This is a genomic window from Neorhizobium lilium, from assembly GCF_004053875.1.
GTDB lineage: Bacteria > Pseudomonadota > Alphaproteobacteria > Rhizobiales > Rhizobiaceae > Neorhizobium > Neorhizobium lilii.
Map to the genome: position 1 here is coordinate 1,005,788 of NZ_SBIP01000001.1, position 20,685 is coordinate 1,026,472.

At 59.8% G+C, this 20,685-nt stretch carries 18 protein-coding genes and 2 pseudogenes; 9 read left to right on the forward strand and 11 right to left on the reverse strand.

Annotated elements, in window-relative coordinates; genetic code table 11:
* Positions 1 to 51: 51 nt before the first annotated feature.
* From EPK99_RS04645 to EPK99_RS04665, 5 genes and pseudogenes are all read right to left on the reverse strand, one after another.
* On the reverse strand, positions 52 to 1,611 hold the full coding sequence (locus EPK99_RS04645; RefSeq protein ID WP_128441531.1) for a patatin-like phospholipase family protein: 1,560 nt from the start codon (positions 1,609 to 1,611) through the stop codon (positions 52 to 54).
* Positions 1,612 to 1,885: 274 nt separating this feature from the next.
* Positions 1,886 to 2,977, reverse strand: coding sequence for a UvrD-helicase domain-containing protein (locus EPK99_RS04650; RefSeq protein WP_128441533.1), 1,092 nt, complete (start codon positions 2,975 to 2,977; stop codon positions 1,886 to 1,888).
* A complete protein-coding gene (locus tag EPK99_RS04655) occupies positions 2,970 to 4,571 on the reverse strand; it encodes an ATP-dependent nuclease (RefSeq protein ID WP_128441535.1) in 1,602 nt (533 codons plus the stop codon). The genes EPK99_RS04650 and EPK99_RS04655 overlap by 8 nt, the downstream gene beginning before the upstream one ends.
* Before the next feature lie 580 nt (positions 4,572 to 5,151).
* The gene (locus tag EPK99_RS04660; protein WP_128441537.1) at positions 5,152 to 6,102 is read right to left on the reverse strand and encodes a hypothetical protein; all 951 of its coding nucleotides are present in this window, start codon (positions 6,100 to 6,102) and stop codon (positions 5,152 to 5,154) included.
* A gap of 94 nt (positions 6,103 to 6,196) precedes the next feature.
* Positions 6,197 to 7,309, reverse strand: a pseudogene (locus EPK99_RS04665) (RHE_PE00001 family protein).
* A gap of 48 nt (positions 7,310 to 7,357) precedes the next feature.
* Here EPK99_RS04665 and EPK99_RS04670 point away from each other — a divergent pair.
* The 6 genes and pseudogenes from EPK99_RS04670 to EPK99_RS04695 all read left to right on the forward strand — a co-directional run bounded on the left by EPK99_RS04670 (position 7,358) and on the right by EPK99_RS04695 (position 13,666).
* Positions 7,358 to 8,417, forward strand: a pseudogene (locus EPK99_RS04670) (helix-turn-helix domain-containing protein).
* Positions 8,418 to 8,486: 69 nt separating this feature from the next.
* Positions 8,487 to 9,611 carry an efflux RND transporter periplasmic adaptor subunit gene (locus tag EPK99_RS04675; protein ID WP_128441540.1) on the forward strand — a complete coding sequence of 375 codons (1,125 nt, stop codon included), beginning with the start codon at positions 8,487 to 8,489 and terminating at the stop codon, positions 9,609 to 9,611.
* Positions 9,608 to 10,309 (forward strand): ABC transporter ATP-binding protein, encoded by a 702-nt coding sequence (locus EPK99_RS04680; RefSeq protein WP_128441543.1) that lies wholly within the window; start codon positions 9,608 to 9,610, stop codon positions 10,307 to 10,309. Before EPK99_RS04675 ends, EPK99_RS04680 begins: the two co-directional genes overlap by 4 nt.
* Positions 10,309 to 11,451 (forward strand): ABC transporter permease, encoded by a 1,143-nt coding sequence (locus EPK99_RS04685; RefSeq protein ID WP_128441545.1) that lies wholly within the window; start codon positions 10,309 to 10,311, stop codon positions 11,449 to 11,451. The genes EPK99_RS04680 and EPK99_RS04685 overlap by 1 nt, the downstream gene beginning before the upstream one ends.
* A 5-nt stretch (positions 11,452 to 11,456) precedes the next feature.
* Positions 11,457 to 12,656, forward strand: a complete 1,200-nt coding sequence (locus tag EPK99_RS04690) for an ABC transporter permease (protein ID WP_128441547.1) — start codon at positions 11,457 to 11,459, stop codon at positions 12,654 to 12,656.
* A gap of 98 nt (positions 12,657 to 12,754) precedes the next feature.
* A complete protein-coding gene (locus EPK99_RS04695; RefSeq protein WP_128441549.1) occupies positions 12,755 to 13,666 on the forward strand; it encodes an agmatinase in 912 nt (303 codons plus the stop codon).
* Between the two features lie 60 nt (positions 13,667 to 13,726).
* On the opposite strand, the gene EPK99_RS04700 is transcribed toward EPK99_RS04695, so the two are convergent.
* Positions 13,727 to 14,206 carry an Lrp/AsnC family transcriptional regulator gene (locus EPK99_RS04700; RefSeq protein ID WP_128441551.1) on the reverse strand — a complete coding sequence of 160 codons (480 nt, stop codon included), beginning with the start codon at positions 14,204 to 14,206 and terminating at the stop codon, positions 13,727 to 13,729.
* 94 nt (positions 14,207 to 14,300) lie between these two features.
* On the opposite strand from EPK99_RS04700, the gene EPK99_RS04705 reads away from it, so the two are divergent.
* Positions 14,301 to 15,311 (forward strand): DMT family transporter, encoded by a 1,011-nt coding sequence (locus tag EPK99_RS04705; protein WP_128441553.1) that lies wholly within the window; start codon positions 14,301 to 14,303, stop codon positions 15,309 to 15,311.
* On the opposite strand, the gene scpB is transcribed toward EPK99_RS04705, so the two are convergent.
* Entirely contained in the window at positions 15,254 to 15,949 is a 696-nt protein-coding gene (gene scpB / locus EPK99_RS04710) for an SMC-Scp complex subunit ScpB (protein ID WP_128441555.1), read from the reverse strand. The two genes, EPK99_RS04705 and scpB, sit on opposite strands and share 58 nt — an antisense overlap.
* A 2-nt stretch (positions 15,950 to 15,951) precedes the next feature.
* On the reverse strand, positions 15,952 to 16,905 hold the full coding sequence (locus EPK99_RS04715; protein ID WP_128441557.1) for a DUF1403 family protein: 954 nt from the start codon (positions 16,903 to 16,905) through the stop codon (positions 15,952 to 15,954).
* 124 nt (positions 16,906 to 17,029) lie between these two features.
* On the opposite strand from EPK99_RS04715, the gene EPK99_RS04720 reads away from it, so the two are divergent.
* Both EPK99_RS04720 and EPK99_RS25225 read left to right on the forward strand, forming a co-directional pair.
* Entirely contained in the window at positions 17,030 to 18,163 is a 1,134-nt protein-coding gene (locus EPK99_RS04720) for a site-specific integrase (protein ID WP_128441559.1), read from the forward strand.
* Between the two features lie 123 nt (positions 18,164 to 18,286).
* Positions 18,287 to 18,460, forward strand: a complete 174-nt coding sequence (locus tag EPK99_RS25225; RefSeq protein WP_164901693.1) for a hypothetical protein — start codon at positions 18,287 to 18,289, stop codon at positions 18,458 to 18,460.
* A 143-nt stretch (positions 18,461 to 18,603) separates the two neighbouring features.
* Here the strand turns inward: EPK99_RS25225 and EPK99_RS04725 are convergent, their stop codons facing one another.
* The 3 genes from EPK99_RS04725 to EPK99_RS25630 all read right to left on the reverse strand — a co-directional run.
* Positions 18,604 to 19,026 (reverse strand): thiol-disulfide oxidoreductase DCC family protein, encoded by a 423-nt coding sequence (locus EPK99_RS04725; protein WP_128441561.1) that lies wholly within the window; start codon positions 19,024 to 19,026, stop codon positions 18,604 to 18,606.
* Between the two features lie 102 nt (positions 19,027 to 19,128).
* Entirely contained in the window at positions 19,129 to 20,493 is a 1,365-nt protein-coding gene (locus EPK99_RS04730) for an SDR family oxidoreductase (protein ID WP_128441563.1), read from the reverse strand.
* A partial coding sequence (locus EPK99_RS25630; protein ID WP_245455652.1) for a DUF2269 family protein occupies positions 20,490 to 20,685 on the reverse strand: 196 nt, incomplete at its 5' end. The genes EPK99_RS04730 and EPK99_RS25630, both read right to left, overlap by 4 nt.

Here is a 20,685-nt window from a genome sequence, read left to right on the forward strand (position 1 = left end):
GATTTCGGTGGGCCGCTGCGAGGCGAAAAACTTGCACTTTTCCAAGCCATTTCATTCCTCCATCTCTTTGAACCGGTCTGCAAGCATACCAAAAAACTCTTTCACATCGGTTTCGATGCTCGTGATCATCGTACCAACAGTTTCGTCTTCCGGCAAATCCCGTCCACCATCTATTTGCACCACGAAGCGGACAGGCCCATCACCAATTGAAATGGGTATGCACAGGACCCATTTCAAATCACTTCGAAGGGCCTTGCGACGCAAGCGATGTTCCGGAGCCGTCAAACTGAACTCTGGAGACAGTGGAGCGAGTTCAAACCAGCTATCGCCAGTCTTCCAGGCTTGCCCTGCCACTGTCCCATCGATTGGGATCAACATCCGCTCATCATGATGACCTTCATATCCAGTTGAATACCGAAGCCGCAAAGATCTCGTATGTCCTACGTCCGGGATTGCAATAGCAACGCGGACTTTCGGGTTGCGCTGGTCAAGCGCCGCTTCGATGACGTCGTCGACAAGCCCTTTGGTAAAACGGCAAGCTTCAGCGTAGGTCTCGGGGGTTTGAAAGAGCCATTTGTCCAACTTCGCCGTAGCCGCCGTTTCCGCGTCCAGAACCTCTTTAATGGCCCTGTCAACGGACAGGTCGAACTCGAGAAGATTCAGGCTTGTTGAAAGTTCAAGCCGTTCAGCTTGGCCGGCAGCACGGAGGTTAAGTTCGGAAGAGCCGAACAATCCGGTTTTAATGAAAGCTCCAAGCCAATTTAGCCGATTGAGGATGCGCCTTTCCGTGGCTGTTTGAATCTCGATGGCCAGAGTGATGGCATCCGGATCAAGTTCACGCTCTTCATCAAACGACCAGGCAGGAAGGTTGGAGACAATTCCTCCGTCCATGTGCAAGTTGTCGTCAATGATCAGCGGTTCGAATATGATCGGAAGGGAGATGGAGGCAGCGACCGCATCCGCTACGGGGACATTCGGCGTTCGCTCAGGAGAAAAAAGCTCCATCTTCCCGGTCGTCAGATTGGCGCTTACGATCTTGAGGATCGGCCGACCGTCGCGGCCAAAGTCGCCCATTCGAACGACGCGTCCCGGTTCCGATGGGAACATCCGCTGCTGGAGAAGGATGCCAAGGGCTTCAGAAAACTCCCGCGATCTGGCAAGTCCTGATAATAGCGAGGTTACAACGCAACAGAGACAAATTATCAATGCAGCGAAAATAGCTGCGGCGAGATATATTCTGCCCCATGCCAGGAGCGCGCCGACCAAGATTAGAGTGAGCGCAACGCTGACCAGCGAGACGCACAAAATCGTCGGCAACATCGGCATTGCAGTGCGAAAAAGCCAGACTTTCCACCATCCCCATCTACCGAACAGATGCTTTGCCTGTTTGATGGAGGGCCTGATCTCACCAAGCCGCGAAATGACGGAAGATTTGTCGAGTGGGTTCAGAAGCTCATCTGCAGAGAACCCCGAGGCCTTTAGTGTTGCAACCAGAGCTCCAGCGGATGTGCCAGAGAGCCCCCTGAAATCAACACCCTTTGCTTCCAGCGCTCTGAGAGCGCCAAGATGAATCAAGGCCTTCGCACCGCCCCCGGCAAACGCCACAAACATTCGATGTGTCAAACGCTTTCCACTGCTCGTTTATGATGTTGACCGTTCTTACCAAACAGAAGTGGAAAGCGGAACTATGAAGACAAGATCAAGTGGCCCCTTCTCATATCCAGACGTTGCTGTTTCCAGGTCCGGTAACCCCACGTGGATCGGCGAACGCGCATGCTGGCCCCGCGATCATGGCCCTACTCTACCGACTAGCGGCGTTGGTGGCCCCAGGACTTTCAACCTGACCACCCTTCCGGACAAACCACCGGCAGAACCCGGCTGGGGCCTATACCTCCTGCTTCGCCGCCGTTGGATTCCAGAAAGGCAACGAAGACGAGCCTGCCTTATCCAGAACAATCCCAACGCTCTGCTCCGCTCTCGTAACTGCGACGTAGAAGCTGGAAGCGGAATTTGCCTCTAGATAGGCGCCAGATGCGATGAACTTGGCGATGGGCGCGGTCGGGACTATCAGGACGCGTTCATACGTCATGCCCTTTGACACTTTGAAATTGAAGTAGTCAAGATCGAAGGCCTTGCCTGAATTGACGCTGTGTCGCAAGCACTGAGGCTGGAAGTGACGAACGTATTCGGTGACGTGCTTTGTCGATACCAGAAACACGCCATCGTGATCCGTAACTGTTCTGTTCTCAGACTGCGTCTCGGGGAACTTCCAAGACGGGTCGAAGATGCTGTCAGAGAATTTCGCAACGACGGGATGGCACCGCGAAGTCGTCACGCTCTCCACGATTTCAAGCCGCCCTTTAGCCTGACGCTCACGCGCCCACTTGACCGACCCCGCGTACGAGTATTTTGCATTCTTCGAACTACGCGGATTTGTCGCGAGCACCGACTGACGGATGTCGCCGACCATGCGAATGTCGACCGAAGAATCCAGCAGCACGTCGATGATTTCCCAATCGTGAGCGCTGAGATCCTGAACCTCATCGATCAGGATTTCGTCGTAGATGCACTCCAGCCTCTTCAGAAGCGCCCCCTTACTCCGGGCAACCAACTCGTGAGCGAGGCGTCCAAGTTCACATCCGTATGCAGCACCGTTGGAGTCCAGAAATCGACCAATGCCGGTTGACATGCGATGGGGACGCCCATCGAAATTGAAGCCTAAGACACGTTTCCCGGCGAACTTGAACGGCAGGAAGGGCCTGGCGAAATGTCGTAGGAGGAAGGTGAACCAGCCCATCACTTCGACATGATGGTGGTCGCCTGCGTACTGCTTCAGCCGGCTGATCAGTTCTTCTTGATTGGCTTGCGTATAGGTCAAGACCAGCACGCGGCGCTCGCGCGACACTGAAGCGCAGTGCTCAACGATGCTTTGTGTCTTCCGAGAGCCTGCGACCGCGAGCGTCAGATGGTTAGCCATGCGCGAACTTGACAGCTTCCAGCATGCACGCCGGCGGAACAATCTTTTTTTCTGAAGCGCTGATTCGAAGAGCTGCCTCGGTCTTTTCCCTGGTCATCCATTTCAGCAGGTCTGCATGATCGGCGATCCCAAGAATGTCCCGAAGCAAGACTTCACCGGTGTGGTGAATCAGTTGTGGCTCAAGCGTCTCACCGTGGGTGACCTCACCGATGAAAAGTTCGCGTACGCCCTTCTTTAGCCACTTGTCTACAGGACCGCGAAGCTCATCTGGGTCAATGCCATCGTTGTCCCGTAAAGCTGTTATCGGCTTGCCGAGTGCAGCACAGAGTTCCAGGCCGCGAGCCAGCGAGAGGCCGCGCATACTCAGCACGTCGATCCCGCACGCCATCGGACGCTTCCCGTACCGATCATGGAAAATCCGCTCAAACACGATCTCGTCGGACGGTCCTTCGACCAAAACGATTTTGTTCGCAAGGACGATGCGCAGCGTGTCATATCCGGGAAGCTTCTTGAAGTAGTTGACTGTCTCCGGGTCGAGCGTTGAGAGCTTGGCGGTGACATCATGGCCCATCAAAAGAAGGGCATCCAGTCCCAAGCGATTGAGCACGAATGAGCTGTGCGTAGTGATGAATAGCTGTTGCTGCTCACCCGCAAGTGACTCGATTCTCGAAAGCAGAGTGACGAGGCTGGTGTGCGTCAAATGGTTCTCGGGCTCTTCGACCATAACGAACTTGGCGCGGCCGGCGTGCCGGTTCATCGCGAGCGAGATCTTGATTGCCGATTGCTGCCCCTGACCAGACATACTGAATGGAACGTCATCCACGTGCGGGGTGACGACACCTTCCCACGAAGTTCTCGCGCTTTGATCCATTGCAAGCGCGATCGGCCGGTTGTGCAGGGTCGCGTGCACGGAACTCATTCTCGTATTGACGGCATTCAATGCAGTGTTGGACAACGAAGCCTTTACACGGCGGTATTCGAGCGAAATCTGCGCTCGCTCCGCGGGCTCCAGTTGGTCGCCGAGGATTTGGCGCATATGATAGTCGATACCAGATGAGGTCCGGACGGTGTGCGAGTTGATCACCGCAGTGGCCAGGACCTTCGGCCGTGTCGTCAGTTCCTTGTCTGCAAATGACCGCCATTCACAACGGTAATACTCGACCGGGAGAAGAGAGGTCGGAGCCTTGGCCCACTCTTCCAGTTCTGCCGCGTAGTCCGGATTCGCGGAAATCCGCATGCTCACGCCAGGACATGCCGTCGTCGGCACATGCGTGTTAACTGCACCACATAGGATTTGCAGCTCCGGAACATCCTCGAAATACAGCTCAATCAAAATCTCCGGAAAACTGACTGGAACACCGCTTACTCGCTTCTTGATGAACTCCTCAACCACGGCTGTGTTGAACCAGTGCGGATTTAGTTCCTCGGAGACGCTGCGGCCGTTGATCCGGCCTGTGAGCGCAAGCGCGACAGCTTCCATGAGCGTTGACTTGCCAGACTCATTGGCTCCAACAATCAGGTTGAATTTCCGGTTCGGCTCGACCGACAGATTCTTATGTATTCGGTAACCCTGGACCTTGATTTTTCGAATCATCCCGTCCTCCTCCATTCCCGATTTTTATAGAGCGCTTTTTCGATTTCGGACGCAATCGCGGTATGGTTCACCCAGGGGAACGCTCAGCCAGATTCAATCCTTCGTATCGCAGCTTGGCAAGTCAGTGTGAATAGTAAGCGTGGTTGACCCTGCGGGTCAGCCGCAATGTAGGAGGGACGCGGCACGGGCCGATCTGGTGCCTGCGGCGACAACAGGCTCCGCAGGCACCAGATCGGACCGTGCAACGCGATCCACACAGGCGATTTCCGACCGCCGCTTTTTGACTTCGGCAAGCGTCGCCTAGGCGCTGTAGAGCACGCATCTGCAGGGCATTCTTGATCCATTTCCTCACAAGGTTGCGTTGACACCGCCCCCCCCGCTCATCACAGCATGAAAGGAGGACTACAATCGAAACGGACCACACTCTTCACTGGACAACATCACGCCCGGTGAATTCGCAATGAAAATGGCTATGGAAAAACTGGCCGCATAAGGCCAGATTGAAAACCAAAGACTCTCCTGAAAACTGGAGGGAAGATGGGTCTTAGGCCAGTTAAAAGACTAGTATCGGGATCCGGGCTCAGCCCGACAAGGCCTGCGTGAAACCTCCCATCAAACCGCCGACAAAAGAACCGATTTTCGTGTAGGTCGAAGCGTCAAGTTCATCGTTACCCGCCACGGTCTCTTCGACACTTTCACCAAGACTCGGATCAGTGGGTTTGGCCTGTACAGCGGCTATGCCTCTCGACGTCAGCTGCACGTCCTGGAATATGTAGCTGCTGTCCATCATCAAGTGGATTCTACCGCTGCGAATAAGGTTCTCCTCGAGCATCCACCTCAAGATGTCGGCAAAAATCACGGGAAGATCCTCGTCGGTATCGATCCCGTCGGACAAGATCTTATAAGCGTCATCCTCTGTGAATTCGACGCGACGAAGTCCGACCTTGATCAAGTGCGCCAAAATGCGGCCCATGATTTCGTAGTGATTGTCCATGGTAGTCACGCACCACCTCCTAACTCTGAGATCATAGGTTACACGACCTCTCAAACCGCTGATCATACATACATAAGGTGATGCGAGACTATTTGAAGCTTGGGGTGATTGTCGCAAAATTCGTAGGCGATCCGGATGACCGCATTGCCGTCGGCAATGTGCTACCCGATCGTCCGCCTCGAGGCCGGTTTTCCAACCATGGAAAAAGTTGTTGCGGATACGCGCGAGCGCATGAAAAACGGCTGAGGCGTCGCCGCAATGCGGAGGTGTAGCATTAAACCGAAGACCGAGGCCGGCTAAGTTTTCAATCACTTTTGGAGGATCAGCGATAATGCGAGACGCCTCCACATCCGCATTAACGAGTTGGTAATACTTGCCGCCAAACGCCTGGCCGACCTGATCCCAGCTGATTCCAGGGCTAGGCGGCTTAAGGCTGAACGTCTCTCCCTCCTGCCCAAAGGCCCACTCGAAACGAGAAAACCTGGAAAAGAACTGGATCGGGGCCGCATCCATTTGTGCCGAGAGGGTAGCAACCACTTTTCCCCACGAATCTTATGTCATGGCAAATCCCTAGTTCTCGGTGCTATGACATTGTGGCTGAAAGTGTAGCACTTATCTGACGACCCTTCCACTACAGCACCCCCCACGCCCGAAACCTCCCCCTCCCCGTCATCTCCGCAAGCCGAGTTCCAAAACAATACGCCGCGCCGCCTGCGGCGTGATATCGAGCGTTTTCGCCACCATCCCGGCCGACACCAATGGCTTCGCCATCACCAGATCGACCAGCTCCGGCAGCTTTGAAGACGTCCGGCGTCCCGCCAATTTGCGCTCCATCATCTGCCGAGCAAGCGCCAGCCGGTCGTGCTCTTTCATGCCGATCTCTGCGGCCGCGATCAGGCCGTGAGCAATGGCGAGCAACCGGGTCTCCCGATCATGATGCCGGCGCCGATCGACGGGAATGGTTTTCAGTCCGAGGTTGATGGCTGCGAGATGGCCGCCGGTGGTGACGCCGGCTTGGCGCAGGATCGAGGCGGAAAACAGCCGGCCGAGCCAGGGCGCGTGCTGCAACACCGAAAACTCGTTCCAGGCATCGAGGGCAACAATCGCCTGCAGCACCGCCGGCAGATGTTCTGCCTGCCGCAGCACGCCGCGCTATTCGTCGAGCCTTGAATCCTCGTCCCAATCGAGATCATAGATCATCGGATCTTTTTCGGCCCCGCCGCCACGGCCGGGACTTGTCGCGTTTGCGATCGCCGCATCCGATCGGGCGAGCACGGCATCGATGGCGGCGTAGTCGATGCCGGGAAGATTTTCGATGTCGTCGACATCTTCCCCCTCCCCTTCCGCGTCGATCGCCACCGCCGGCCGAACAACTCCGGCCGGCGTCGCCTGGTCCCCGACGCCCGACCCGATCTCCGAGGTCTTCCGCAGCGAGCGGATGCCGTCGGTAGAGAGCGCCCAATCCGGGGATTGGCCGGCGATCCGCCGACGGGTTCGCAGCACGTCGCGGGCGATTGTCAGCTCATGGGTGGGTGTGCGAAATATCCTTCGTGGCGTCGTGGAGTACGAGGTCTTCGAGATGCACGAGTTCGCCGTCGATCCACAGCGAAGCGCACGCGTCAACGTATTGCATGCGCTCGATCCAGCCCGGACCGACCGGCGAGCGGGCGATGCGCTCGTCCATACGCGCAAGCGCAACACCGATGTGGCTTTTAGTTCGTGATTTCAAACAAGCAAATATCATATGCCCGTTAGGTTTAGCCGATCATTACGACACGATTTTCCGCTGACGATTTCAGTAAAGCTCCAGCTTTGCCGGAAGCGATTTCACGATCGAAGCTTGCCGGCGGCGCTCGATCTCGGACGGGCACTGTTCGTGCTCTTCCTCGCCGTTATCAGGCGCGACGATGGCGCGATGGCGAACAGACCACTTGTTGCTCTGATCCTCGTGAGCGCTTTCCAATCCGTCCTTTCGGGCCTGCGTTGGGGTTATGGTGTCGAAAACGTCATGTATCTGGCGCCCATAGGTGCTGCCACCGTACCGCCGCTGGCCTATGCGGGGGTGGCAGCGCTCGTCCGCAAGAGCAGAACGCCGTTGTTGCGGCGTCTTGCTCTCCATGCCCTTCCCGCTGGCATCGTCGTTCTCCTGCTCGTGACATCCTGGCGGGATGGAATCGACGGCGTGCTGATTGCGACATTCGTCGCTTATGCGGGGGCGATTTTATCTCTCATGCGGCCCGGAGCGGACGCATTGCGGCTTGCCCCCTTCGAGGGTACGGCACCCGCCTATCGCGCCATTCTCTTTGCGGCCTTTGCGCTTCTATTCTCGGCGGCGATCGATGTTTTCGTGTTTCTCGATCTGGCCTTTACGCAAGGAGGCTATGTCCGCCCGGTGATTCGCAATTGGAAATCTCGTGCTGCTTGGTATCCTGTCGATCGCCGCTGCAGCGGTGAGCCGTAGCCATACGCCCGTCGAGATCATCGAGGCCGCACCGGAGTCCGATGTTCCAGAAGACACCGAAACCCTCACCGCAGTCCGAGCGCTGATGCAGGGCAAGCGCGTCTATCGCGATGCCGACCTCAACCTCGACCGGCTGGCGCGAAAGCTTGGCATTCCTGCCCGTCAGATTTCCACGGCGATCAACCGGGCGACGGGCAAGAACGTCTCGCACTATGTCAACGAGCACCGGATCGCGGAAGCCTGCGAACTGCTCGCCGAAACCGACAAGTCGGTGACCGAGATCATGTTCGAGGTGGGGTTCCAGACCAAATCTAACTTCAACCGCGAGTTCCGCCGCGTCACCGAGATGACGCCGCTCGAATGGCGCGAGCGCAAGGTAAAGCCGTCCTAGATCGCGATCCAGGACGTCCGAAAACGCGTTTTCGGTCTCGCTTTCGTGCCGTCCGGCCATCATGGCGGCATGAACACACATCCCAAGCTTGTCACCGACCGCGAACTGAAACTCGCCGAAACGCTGAGGTCATTTTCCCTCCAGCCCGTTTCCCACGATATCGAGCCGCCGAAACGCGAGATCCGGCGTCTTGTCCTTTTCGCCCTCGTTTTCGCGCTGATCTCCGGAACCGCCATAGGCATCGCCGTTTATCGGCCGGATCTGGCCGGCCGTATCGAGACCATTATTGCCGCGCCGCCGAATTCCGCAAACAGGGCGGATGACGATGTTTCCGTCCCTGATGACGCGAACGTTCATCAAGGCGGAGAGCAATCCGCAGTGCATGTTCCCGTCCCCGCCGTTCGCGAGATCACCGGATCCGGCTTCGTGGTTGCGCCGCGCATGACGACCGTTTTCTCGAAATATGAAGGCAGGATCACGCAGGTTTCCGTGGAGGCGGGCGATGTCGTCGTGGCAGGCCAGGTTTTGGTCACGCTCGATGATGCCGGTGCGCGCTTCGCACTCGAACAGGCGAAAGCCGCAAAATCCGCGGCCGAACTGCAATTTGCCGCCCGAACGATCGACCTTTCACAGGCACGCAACTCAATGGCCCGCATCGAAACGCTTACTGCCCGTCAGGCGACATCGAGACAGGCGCTGGAAGAGGCGCAGGCGGCATTTGATCGGGCATCGAACGCCTTGGCGCAGGCCCGGCAGTCTGCGGACAACGCCGGCATTTCCATCCGCATTGCGGAAGAACGGCTGGACGAATTCACGGTACGCGCCCCTTTTGCGGGCACAGTCGCTCGCCTTGACGCCAATGCCGGTGACACCGTTCTGGCGCGGGTCGATAGCGTCCGCGAGAGCCAGAGCCTGCTGACGATCACCGACACGACCAGCATGGTCGTCGATGCGGATATCGCGGAGACCTATATCACAGCGCTGAGAACAGGACGCCGCGGCGAAGCGGTGCTGGACGGGTTTCCCGATCGTCCCTTCGATATCGAGATCCTGCGGCTGGCACCGGTGGCCTCAGCGGAAAAAGGCACCATCACGGTGCGCTTTTCGCTCGACCGCCCGCCCAAAGGCATCCGGCCGAATATGGCCGCCCGCATCCGCATCCCCCTCGACGACACCGGAGACATGATCCCATGACAGACACACAGGAACCCTACATCGCGCTGAGCGGCATCCGGAAGGGCTACAGAATCGGTGGCGAAGCCATCCCGATCTTCTCAAACCTCGATCTTGCCATTCCGCGTGGTGATTTCGTCGCCATCATGGGGCCATCCGGTTCGGGCAAATCGACCCTGCTCAATATGCTCGCCGGCATCGACCGGCCGGATGCGGGGACATTGCGCATCGGCTCAAGCCGTCTCGACCAGATGGGCGAGGCCGCGCGTTCGTCCTGGCGGGCGCACCACATGGGCATCGTCTTCCAGTTCTACAATCTGCTGCCGATGCTGACTGCCGCCGAGAATGTCGAGCTGCCGCTGTTGCTGAAGCCATTGAGCGCCAGGGAGCGGCGCACCCGGGTGGATAAGGTTCTCGATCTCGTCGGGCTTGCCGGCCGCGAGAAACAATATCCGGCCATGATGTCCGGCGGCCAGCAGCAGCGCGTCGGCATCGCCCGCGCCATCGTTTCCGATCCGGGCCTGCTGCTCTGCGACGAGCCGACCGGCGATCTCGACCGCAAATCCGCCGACGAGGTTCTGGAGATGCTGCGTTTCCTCAACCGGGAGCTGGGAAAGACAATTGTCATGGTGACCCATGACCCGCAAGCAGCGCTTTACGCCAAACGGACGCTGCATCTCGACAAGGGTGATTTCATCGAAGAGAAGAGGGCCGCCTGATGACCTTTCTCGATCTCGCCCGCAAGAATGCCTGGCGAAAGCCTTTGCGCACCGTGCTTCTGATGGTCTGCATCGCCATCGCTTTCCTGATCTATGGCCTCACCGCCAGCTTCCTTGCCGGCACACAAGGAACATCTGCGGCCAGCGACGATATCCTCGGCGTCATGAGTGCGGCTGGACGGACGCAACCCCTGCCTCTGGCGAACATGTCCCGGCTCACGACCGATCCCGATATTGCGGCGGTCGGCTATATGACGCGGCTGCGCGGCTTCGTCGAGGTCGAGAAGAACGTCGTCGCTGTCAGCGCCGCCGATCCCGCCTTGCTGATTGCCGTCAACGGCAAGGGTCTCGGCCTCACGCCCGATCTGTTGGCGGCGATCGGCGGGGCGCGCGACAAGGTGCTGGTCGGCGGGGCGCTGGCGCAGGCGCAAGGCTGGACGGTCGGACAGAGCATCACGGTCACGGCCTTCGACACTGCGAAACAGGACGGCAGCCGCGACTGGCGGTTCGAGATTTCAGGCATCTTCGAAGGCGAGAACGCCGCAACCGACACCTACTTCATCATTGCCCGTTATGATTACGTGAATGCGGCACGGGCAAGGGGCAAGGATACGGTCGATGCCTTCATCGTCCGCCCGCGCGATGGGGTGTCATCAGGGCAGCTTGCCGCCCGCATCGATGCGCTTTTCGCCAATTCCGCTGCTCCAACGCGCACCCAGTCGGAAAAGCAGTTCCTCGAAGCCTTCCTGCGCCAATATGCCGATATCGGCCTGATCGTGAACCTCGTCGTCGGCGCGGCCTTCTTCACCCTGCTGATGATCGTCGTCAACACCATGGTCTTTGCCGTGCGCGAACGCACCTTCGAGATCGGCGTGCTGAAGACGCTCGGCTTCTCTCGGTTGAAGGTTATGATGCTGGTCCTCGGTGAGACCCTGTTTGTTTTCACCGTGGGCGGTGGTATCGGCCTTGCGCTGGCCAAGCTCGCGACCACGCTTGCAGGCCCCGACCTCGGCCTGGTCTTCTCCCCGCTGATAGCCGCCAAGGCGCTGGCCATCATTGTCGTCCTCGGCCTTGCCACCGGCGCTTTGCCGGCCTTCAACGCGATGCGCACTCCCATCATCAAAGCTTTCAGAACAAGGTAACCGCCATGTCCACCCTTATGAAGCAAACGCGTGTGATGATCCGCGCCAATCTCTCAAGCCTGCCGCGCCGGCTGGCCATCTCGCTTTCCATGGCCCTGTCGGTCGCATTGGTTGTCTGCGTGCTGGCCGGCTTCCTCGCCATGGCCAAAGGCTTTGAGACCGTACTGACGGGTGCCGGTTCCCCCAGGGTCGCCGTCGTGCTGGGTGGCGGCACCCATCAGGAGGCGGGTTCCGACATTCCGGCAAGTGCCATCCGCACACTCGACGCCATGACCGGCGATATCGGCGTTTCCCGCGACACAGCAGGCAATTTGCTGTCGTCCCGCGAACTCGTCGTACCCGTCGATGTGAAACAGGCAGAGGACGGCACCACGCGGACGCTGGCGCTGCGCGGCATGGACGCGGTTGGCCCTATGATCCGCGATGGCATCACGCTTTCGCAAGGACGTTTCTTCGCACCCGGCGCCCGCGAAATAGTGGTCGGCGACCATCTCGCCGCCGAATTCGGCCTCCATGTGGGCGATACGGTGCGGCTCGGTGCGGTCGACTGGACGGTCGCGGGCCATTTCTCCGCCAATGGCAGCGCTTTCGAATCCGAAGTCTGGGGGCATCTCGATGCGGTGCGCGCCGCCTTCGACCGACAAGGTCAAGTCCAGAGTCTCTGCCTCCGCCTCACCAGCCCGGCTTCCCTTGGAAGCCTGCAGGCAAAGCTCTCGACCATCACCTCGACACCGCTTGTCGCCGTCTCCGAGGCCGATCTTTACGCCGCACAATCCGGGCGCACGGCCAGCCTCATCCGCCTGTTCGGCTGGCCGCTTGCCCTTCTTATGGCGGTAGGCGCGACGGCGGGCGCGCTCAACACCATGATGAGTTCGGTTTCCGACAGGACTGTCGAGATCGCCACCATCCGCGCCCTCGGCTTCAGCCGACTTTCGGCCTTCCTCGGAACATGGGTCGAAGCCATCATTCTCGCCAGCGCCGGCGTTGCCCTCGGCCTCGCCACCGCGTGGCTCGCCTTCAACGGCTGGCAGGCCAGCACCATCGGCGCCAACAGTGCCCGCATGGCCTTTCAACTGACGGTCACACCGGACGTCATGCTCACCGCCGGCCTGCTGGGCCTCGCCATCGGCATCCTCGGCGGCGCACTTCCCGCCATCGCTGCCACAAGGCTGCCGCTGACGGCGGCGCTACGGACGCGTGGGTAAGACGACATCGGCGAAAATTATGTGTATTGTCTCAACAATCCGTTGTGAGGTCGCCGTTCGGTCGACCACCGCCTTCAGTTTCATCAGGATCGTCCAGAATGAGCATTTCATCCTGTTTTCTTGGCTTCCCCGCTCACCTCGAAGACGGTCGGACGCCTCGTGTCGTGATCTTCGGTGTGGGTCACGGCAGCACCTATCCTGGCAAGGACAGCAGTGGCTATACCCTGGCGGCCGACGCCATTCGCGCTGCAAGTCAGGACGATATCCCGCTTGTCGAACACTGGGATTTCGATTTGGGAGGGCCACTTTTCAATGGCGAGCCGGGATGCTGCATTGACGACGGCAACATATGCACTGTCATGCATGACAATGTCGGTAATCGGGCCCGGATTCAGGCGAAAATCCGCGAAATCCTAGCATTGCAAGCCGTACCGATCCTGCTGGGCGGCGATTGTTCCGTGACCGTTCCATTCCTCACAGGCTTTTCGGATCACGGACCCGTTTGGATCCTGCAGATTAACGCTCATATCGACTGGCGCGACGAGGTCGATGGCAAACGCTATGGCTATTCCAGTCCAATGCGCCGGGCGAGTGAGATGTCGCATGTCGCAGGCATGGTGCAAGTCGGTCTGCGCAGCGTCGGCAGTGCGCGCATCACCGACATCCAAGCAGCGCGAAGCTATGGCAGCCGTTTTGTAACCGCTCGCGAGATCCACACACATGGCGTCGAGGGCGCCCTGAAGCATATCCCGGAAGGAGCACGTGTCGTCGTCACCCTCGATTGCGACAGCATGGATCCGGGTATCATGCCGGGCGTAGCAGCGCGTACCCCCGGTGGCTTGACCTATACACAGGTGATTGCCCTGATTGCAGGTTTGGGCAGGCAGGCTAGAATCGTTGGATTCGATCTTGTTGAACTCTATCCACCCGCCGACATCGACGGCATGTCGGCTCTCGCTGCCTCGCGCGTCGTCGTCAACGCCATCGGCGCCATCACCCGACAGGTTTGAAGCCGGAGCTTAATGTCGGGGTCGACCGCATGAACGAAATACCATATCCGCTCGGTACTCCTATAGTGGCGGCAGGCGGCGCTTGACGGATTGGCCCTTGATCACCGCCGTGCTGGTGACGGCATGGTCGGACAAACCTTCCAAAACCGTATCCATCTCCTCGACGGACCGCACGACCAGCCTTGCCAGAAACGGATCCCCGCCGGTGATCCGGTCGCATTCTACAATCTGTGGCGTTTCCTGGATCAGCTTTTCCACCAGATGCAGCTTGCCTGGCAGCGGCCGGATGCGCACCAGCGCCCGGATCGCATAGCCGAGCGCACGCGTGTCAGTATCCACGGTGAAGTTGGCAATGACACCCGACGCCTCAAGCCGCCGGACCCGTTCAGCCGTGCTCGGGGCAGACAGGCCTACCAGCCGGCCAAGCTCGCTCATGGGCAGACGGCCCTGCGCGTCGAGCGCCGTGAGCAGGCGCGCGTCGATGGCATCGAGAGAGGAATTTTCGGATCGAAGGGCATGGGCATCTTTTGCTTTCGTCATGGGGTCGAGATTAGCGGCTTCACCTGCGATCCGCCATGGATTTCATCCGCTCCTCCGGCGATGCTGAACGCCTCTCTTCCCAGGGCATTCCATCATGATCATCGGCATTATCTCCGGGCTCACCACCTGCGCGCTCTGGGGCCTCACCTTCGTCGCGGCGCGGGCGGTGGCGCCCTTTTCCCCCATCGATCTTGCCGTTTCGCGCTACGGCCTGTTCGGCCTTGTCTCGCTCCTGTTGATGTTGCATCCAAGCTTCCGCCCGGTGGAGCTCAGTCTGCGGCGCTGGAGCGTCGGCCTTGCGCTCGGAGGGCTTGGCTATGTCGGATATTTTGTCAGCGCTGCCTTCGCTGTCGGTCTTTCTGGACCAGCCATTCCGCCCCTCGTTACCGGATTGATGCCGGTGATCCTGCCGCTGATCGCCCATCTCAACGAGAAGGCCGTGGCCTGGCGCAGGCTGGCAAGTCCCCTGCTGCTGATCGCCAGCGGTATCGCCGTCGTCAATCTCGGCACGTTCGCAGATGTGTCGTCAGGGGATCGGACAAAAGTCCTCCTTGGCGTCGGGCTGTCGTTTGCGGCACTCGCCGTCTGGGTGGTCTGTGGACTGGCGAACTCTGCCATCATGCGCAATGACGAAAATGCGCCTGACAGTCTTGCCTGGACGGGCGTGCAGGGCATTGGCGCGCTGATCGGAAGCATCCTGCTGCTTCCCTTCACATCGCTCAGTACGCAGACCGCGTTCACAGCGCCGCAAGTCGAGACGTTCATCCTCTGGTCGTTCCTGATGGGCTTTGCCGGATCATGGCTGGCAACTGTGTTGTGGGTGATCGCGGCGCGCCGCCTGCCTCTGTCGCTCGCTGCGCAGTTGATCGTCGCCGAGACAATCTTCGGTCTCGGCTACGGCTTCCTCTTCGAGGCGCGATGGCCGACATTGACCGAGGCTGCAGGCGCCGGTCTGCAGATTGCAGGTGTGTGTCTTGCCATCGCCGTCTTCACCTCAAGCACCCGCAACAGGATGGGCGGGACCAACATCGGCGCCTTGGATCAGGTTCAATCCTCGTCCGAGCTCTCCGTCTCGACGTCGTCGAAAACATCGACCGGCGCCTGAACCCGCCGGCTGAGCAGCCCGGCATCCTCGAGCATTTCGATATCGGGCAAGTCGCGTAACGTTTCAAAGCCGAACGCTGACAGGAAATGTTTCGTGGTCACATAGGTGTAAGGCGCCCCGGGCGTTGGGCTGCGCGGCCCCGACGATAGGAAACCGGCCCCGCGAAGTGACGCAATCATATCGCGACTGACCTCCTTCCCAAAAACCTTAGATAACTCGCCGCGGGTGACCGGCTGGAAGTATCCAACCGCCATCAGCACCATCGCCTCGAACTCGGACAGCGCCGCCGCCCCTCCCCGCGTCGGCGCCGAAGAAGCGCGGATAGTTTCGGCAAACCGCTGCCGGGTGCGATGCTGCCAGCCGCCAGCGACTGACACCAGTTCATAGGGACGGTCACGCAGCTCTTCGCCAAGATCGTCGATGAGCAGATCAATGCTGCAATCCTTGCCGACCACGCGGGACAACGTCTTACGAGAGACCGGCTCGGCCGAGGCAAAGATCACCGCCTCGACCCGCATCAGCCATTCTCGCCAGCGCATTTCCGGTGGCAAGTCCTCCAGCTCGCGATCATACAGGGGATCCTGCTGCCGCTCTTTCGCGTGACGCCGGGCGGCTTTGCCTGCGTTGGATCCGGCCATCGTCACAACCCAAAAATCCGAAAGGAGGCGCGGCCGGATAGTTCGCGCACCGCCTCAAAGGTTTCGAGCCGCTCGAACAGCCGGTTGACCGCCCAGCGCGATAGTATGCTGCCTGGCGCCGAGGCTGGAACCGCATCCTCGTTCAGCAATCTCTGGACGACGGGCTCAGCGCCCTTGGTGCGAAGCTTTGGCGCCACGGCCAGCAGACGTACGGCGCGGCGGTCAATCTCGGTGGTGGAGCGCAGTGCAGCGTCGACGCCATCGACCAGCGCCAGGCAGATGGCGCGCGGGTAAGCCGGTTCGCCCGGCCGGACGCGGCCTCTGCCGCCAATGGTGCGGAAGGCAGCTCCAAAACGTTCGGGCAACAGCAACGCCACGGGCTTCGGCCATTTGAGCTTATGCGCGAGGACAACCTCGGCCAGACCGAGCGCAAGCACTTCGGCATCCGGGCGAACGGCAGAGATCGCCGTTATCAGGTCCGCCACCGCGAAGGGTGCTGCTCGCCCGGACTGAATAGTAGCATCGACCAGATCGGGAACTGAGGCAAGACCATCGTCCCACCGAAGGGCAAAAAGGTCGGCGATCTCTTTGACGAATGAGGTGGTGATATGCCCGGATTGGCGTGTCAGCAATCGCGTGGCCAAAAATAGCTTTCCGGCGGGGCCGGGATCGTCGCCTGCGGCCGTGAGCAAAACTGCGTCGCGGAGAGCTGTTTCCTCTTCATTGCGGCCGAGCATTTTCGCGGCGACGGCGGCCGATTTGAGGGCGAGGCGGCCGCGCCAGCAGCCAATCCATGGCGGCGCGGCACGGATCAGATCGTTCAATGATTTCAACGCAATACCGGCGGAAAAGGCTGCGTCGGCCTCGGTGGTGTCGCGACCACATGGTAGCGCCCAGCCCGGCAGGCGGGGCGACCAGATGGGGGTGATTGAAGCGGAGGGCGCGAGCGAATCCATGCGCCGGAGTGTAAATTAGGTGCGCGGTTTTTGCCAGTAATATCGATCTCAACCGCACGGCCTGTCGCCCCGTAATTACGTCCGATAATCTTGCATTATCGGACATTCTTGTCATTATAGAGAAATGGCGCAAATCATCGACCAGAACACCGAAAATGACGTCGAGGAGACCTCAGCGCCGTCTCTCAGCACGGTCGCCGAGCGTGATGTCTCCGCGCCGGAGATGCCGAGCGACAGCCCCCTCCCCTCTCTTGTCAGCGAGAACCAGACGCCAACCCATCTTGCCAGCCTCGCCGATCGCGCCCGCAGTTATGTCGAGGCCGCCAGCTCCGCCAACACACGCAAAGCCTATGCCTCGGACTGGAAGCACTTTTCCGCCTGGTGCCGCCGATCCGGCCTCACTCCCCTCCCCCCGCATCCGCGAACCGTTGGGCTCTACATCACGGCCTGCGCCTCGGGTGCGGCTGAGCGCGGCATGAAGGCGAATTCAGTCTCAACCATCGAAAGACGTCTTTCATCGCTGTCGTGGAACTACGCCCAACGCGGATTGACCCTCGATCGCAAGGATCGGCATATCGCTACGGTGTTGTCCGGCATCCGCAACAGCCATGCTCGGCCACCCGTGCAAAAGGAGGCGGTGTTGGCTGAGGATCTCATCGCCATGCTGGAGACGCTGGATCGCGGTTCGCTGCGCGGCCTGCGGGATCGGGCCATGCTGCTGATCGGCTATACCGGCGGTCTTCGGCGCTCCGAACTGGTTGGTCTCGATCTGAAAACAGATCAGACGGAAGACGGCCGCGGCTGGATCGAGATCCTCGACAAAGGCATGCTTGTCACTCTGCGCGGCAAGACCGGTTGGCGGGAGGTCGAGGTCGGCCGAGGTTCCTCCGACGCCACGTGCCCGGTCGCGGCCGTCGAGACCTGGATCAAGTTCGCCAGACTGGCGCATGGCCCTCTCTTCCGCCGCGTCACAGGACAGGGGAAGGCGGTTGGATCGGAACGATTGAATGACAAGGAGGTGGCCCGGCTTGTGAAACGATCGGCGATGGCTGCCGGCGTTCGCGGCGATCTCAGTGAGATCGAGCGGGCTTTCAAGTTTTCCGGCCACTCGCTCCGAGCAGGTCTTGCCTCTTCGGCGGAAGTTGACGAACGCTACGTCCAGAAACAGCTTGGGCATGCCTCTGCGGAGATGACTCGACGATATCAGCGGAGGCGGGATCGATTCAGGGTCAACTTGACAAAAGCTGCCGGATTGTAGCCGTCTCAGGCGTCAGTGGTCACGATTGGTGGATCCAATAACCGCAATCCAGAGGGACTAATCACGCTCTTACATTCTCCCGTCAACTTCTTATATCTAAGACTGAAGCTGATGGAGGTACAGATGAATCGTACCAATGAAGTCGTCGAACGCGCGCTGTCCGTGGTGGCCGCATCCAAGGCTAAGCGAGAGCGTCAAGAGCAGCAGCGCCGGCAGGTTTACGAGCGCGTGCAGATCGAGTCGCGTCGGAAGCCGAACATTCCCAAAGGCGTGCAACTGCGGCTTAGCCTGCAGTAACCCAGCTAAGCTGCAGGCTTGTGCAGACTGACGTCGGGCGGCTGCTTAACCTCACCGCGTAGTATGAAATTGACAAGGCAGCGAGCGAGCCCCCACGACTTTTTCACCACAACTTTACCCGATGAGAAGCCGCGTGCGACCTTTCAGAGGATCCGGTCCCTATAACGCTTCGGGGCTACCCAACACGCGTCACGGCGACCAAATAGTCGATAACGATGACGCGCTACGAAGCGGTAGATGGGATCGCGCAAGGCGACGGGAACGATTCGGAACACCCGAACAAGTGGCCAAGGAAAGCCGAGCGTTTCATAAATGCTAAGGACAGCGTCGCTGTCTCGCTGCACCCGGTCTCCCTCCACGACGAGCAGGCTGGCAGGATCGTTCGGATCCATTCCGTGTAAGCGATATATGGACTTCCCGATCTCGCTTTGTATAGACGCGAAACGAAACACGCCCTTGAGGTCCCGTTCCAGAACAAACCGTGCGTTTGCCGAACACAGCACGCATTCGGCATCGAATAGGATGATGGGACCGGTGGAAGGCTCTGAATGAGGCGTTGCTGTCATAAGCATTCCATAGCGGTATCGACAGCCACTGAGAAGTGCATTCCAAATCAGGGCATCGAGATGCCTTCTGCGCTGTGATGTGCTTGCCTGCTGAAATATTCGCTACCGTTCTTCGAGTACCGCCAGCCCGACCATCATCAGGATGATCGATGGGCCTGTCTTGACGAGGGCACCCAGGGGTTCGATCCACATGCCTGGGGTGATGAGGGCAGCCGAGATCATGTAGAAGAGGGAGAGCCCAATGCCGGCGAGAAGGCCGACGCGACAGGACCGGCGGTGGAGGATCGCAAGACCGATCGAGATGTCCAAGAAGCTGGTTAAGACCGTGACCGCCTTCGCGAGCGGTTCGGCAAAGCCGTGATCCGTCAGGATGCGCGTCGCTGCGTCGAAGGCGACCGTTAGCGCGATGCTTCCCGAGGCAACCCAAAACACGGTAAGAATGCCGATGATCAGCGCCTTGAGCATGTAAAGGCGGGCAAACCAGCGCTCCTGCACGGTTGCGGCCGTCATCATCAGAGTACGTGGCCCTGATAGCGGATCAAGGCGGGTTTCGATCCGCCATATCGCGGGATCGCCGGTGACGCCACGCTGCATTTCCACAAGCGCTGTCGAGCGGACAGCAGGACGCCAACCGAGCCGGGAGACTAGGTCGCCCGCCCGGCTTGCGGCCGTGAGCATCCAGCCCGGTACCCGGATCCGTCGCTTTGGTCCGGCAAGGCGACGGACCAACCCGGCGAGAACGCTGCCGACGGTCGAGGCGTCCCCCTCCATCACGTCCCAGCGCGCCTGCCATTCGCGGCGGCCGGCTGTCCACTCCGCTAGCACGACTGCTACAGTGCGACCAATGTCGCGAACATCTGTCACGGCAAAGGGGCGGCTGGCGAGAGCCTCCGGCAAAGCGAACGGAAGGACCGCCAGAGAGCGCATCAGGGCGCTGCCGCCAAAGGCTGCTTGTGCAAGAACGAAGCCTGGGCGAAGGATAATGTATGACAGTCCGGACCGCGCGATCGTCGCTTCCGCCACCCGCTTTTCCCGGCTGAAATCCGTCAGGTCGTCTCGTCCCTCCCCGGGGATCGAGACATGAATAAGAATCGGCGATGCCCTACCCGGCTGCCCGTCTTCGCAGCCATCGCCAGCCTGCTGCAGGACTTCGACGAGGGTTGCGACGAAATCCCGGTTGGCGCGCGCGGCAGGCGAGCCCGGCGCATCCTGAAGCGCACCGATACAGTTGACGATGACGTCAGCCCGCAGTGCCGAGATCGCCGTCTGCAACGCGGTCTTCTCCGCATCGACAAGAGGCAACCGAACGGTCAGTCCCTCCCAGGCGGCGCTCTGCACCGGTGTAAAGCGACGGGCCACGGGGATGACCGTATGGCCTTGCGACAGAAGGAACACGCAGAGCGCCTCACCGATCAGACCGGAGGCGCCGAGAACGGCGACAATGGGGGAGCGGGATATGTCGGTCATAGGCCGGGCTTTGCAATCATGAGCCAGAGAATGACCATCACGGAGCCGAAGCCTGGAAAGCCGAACAAAAACCAGATGCGGTAGAGCCGGTGATAGGCCGGGGGCAAGGCGGTTCCCGCACAGGCGGCCTCCAGTGCGATGTCGCGCATGCGCACCTGGATCCAGACAACGGGCAGCCAGAAGGCTCCGGCG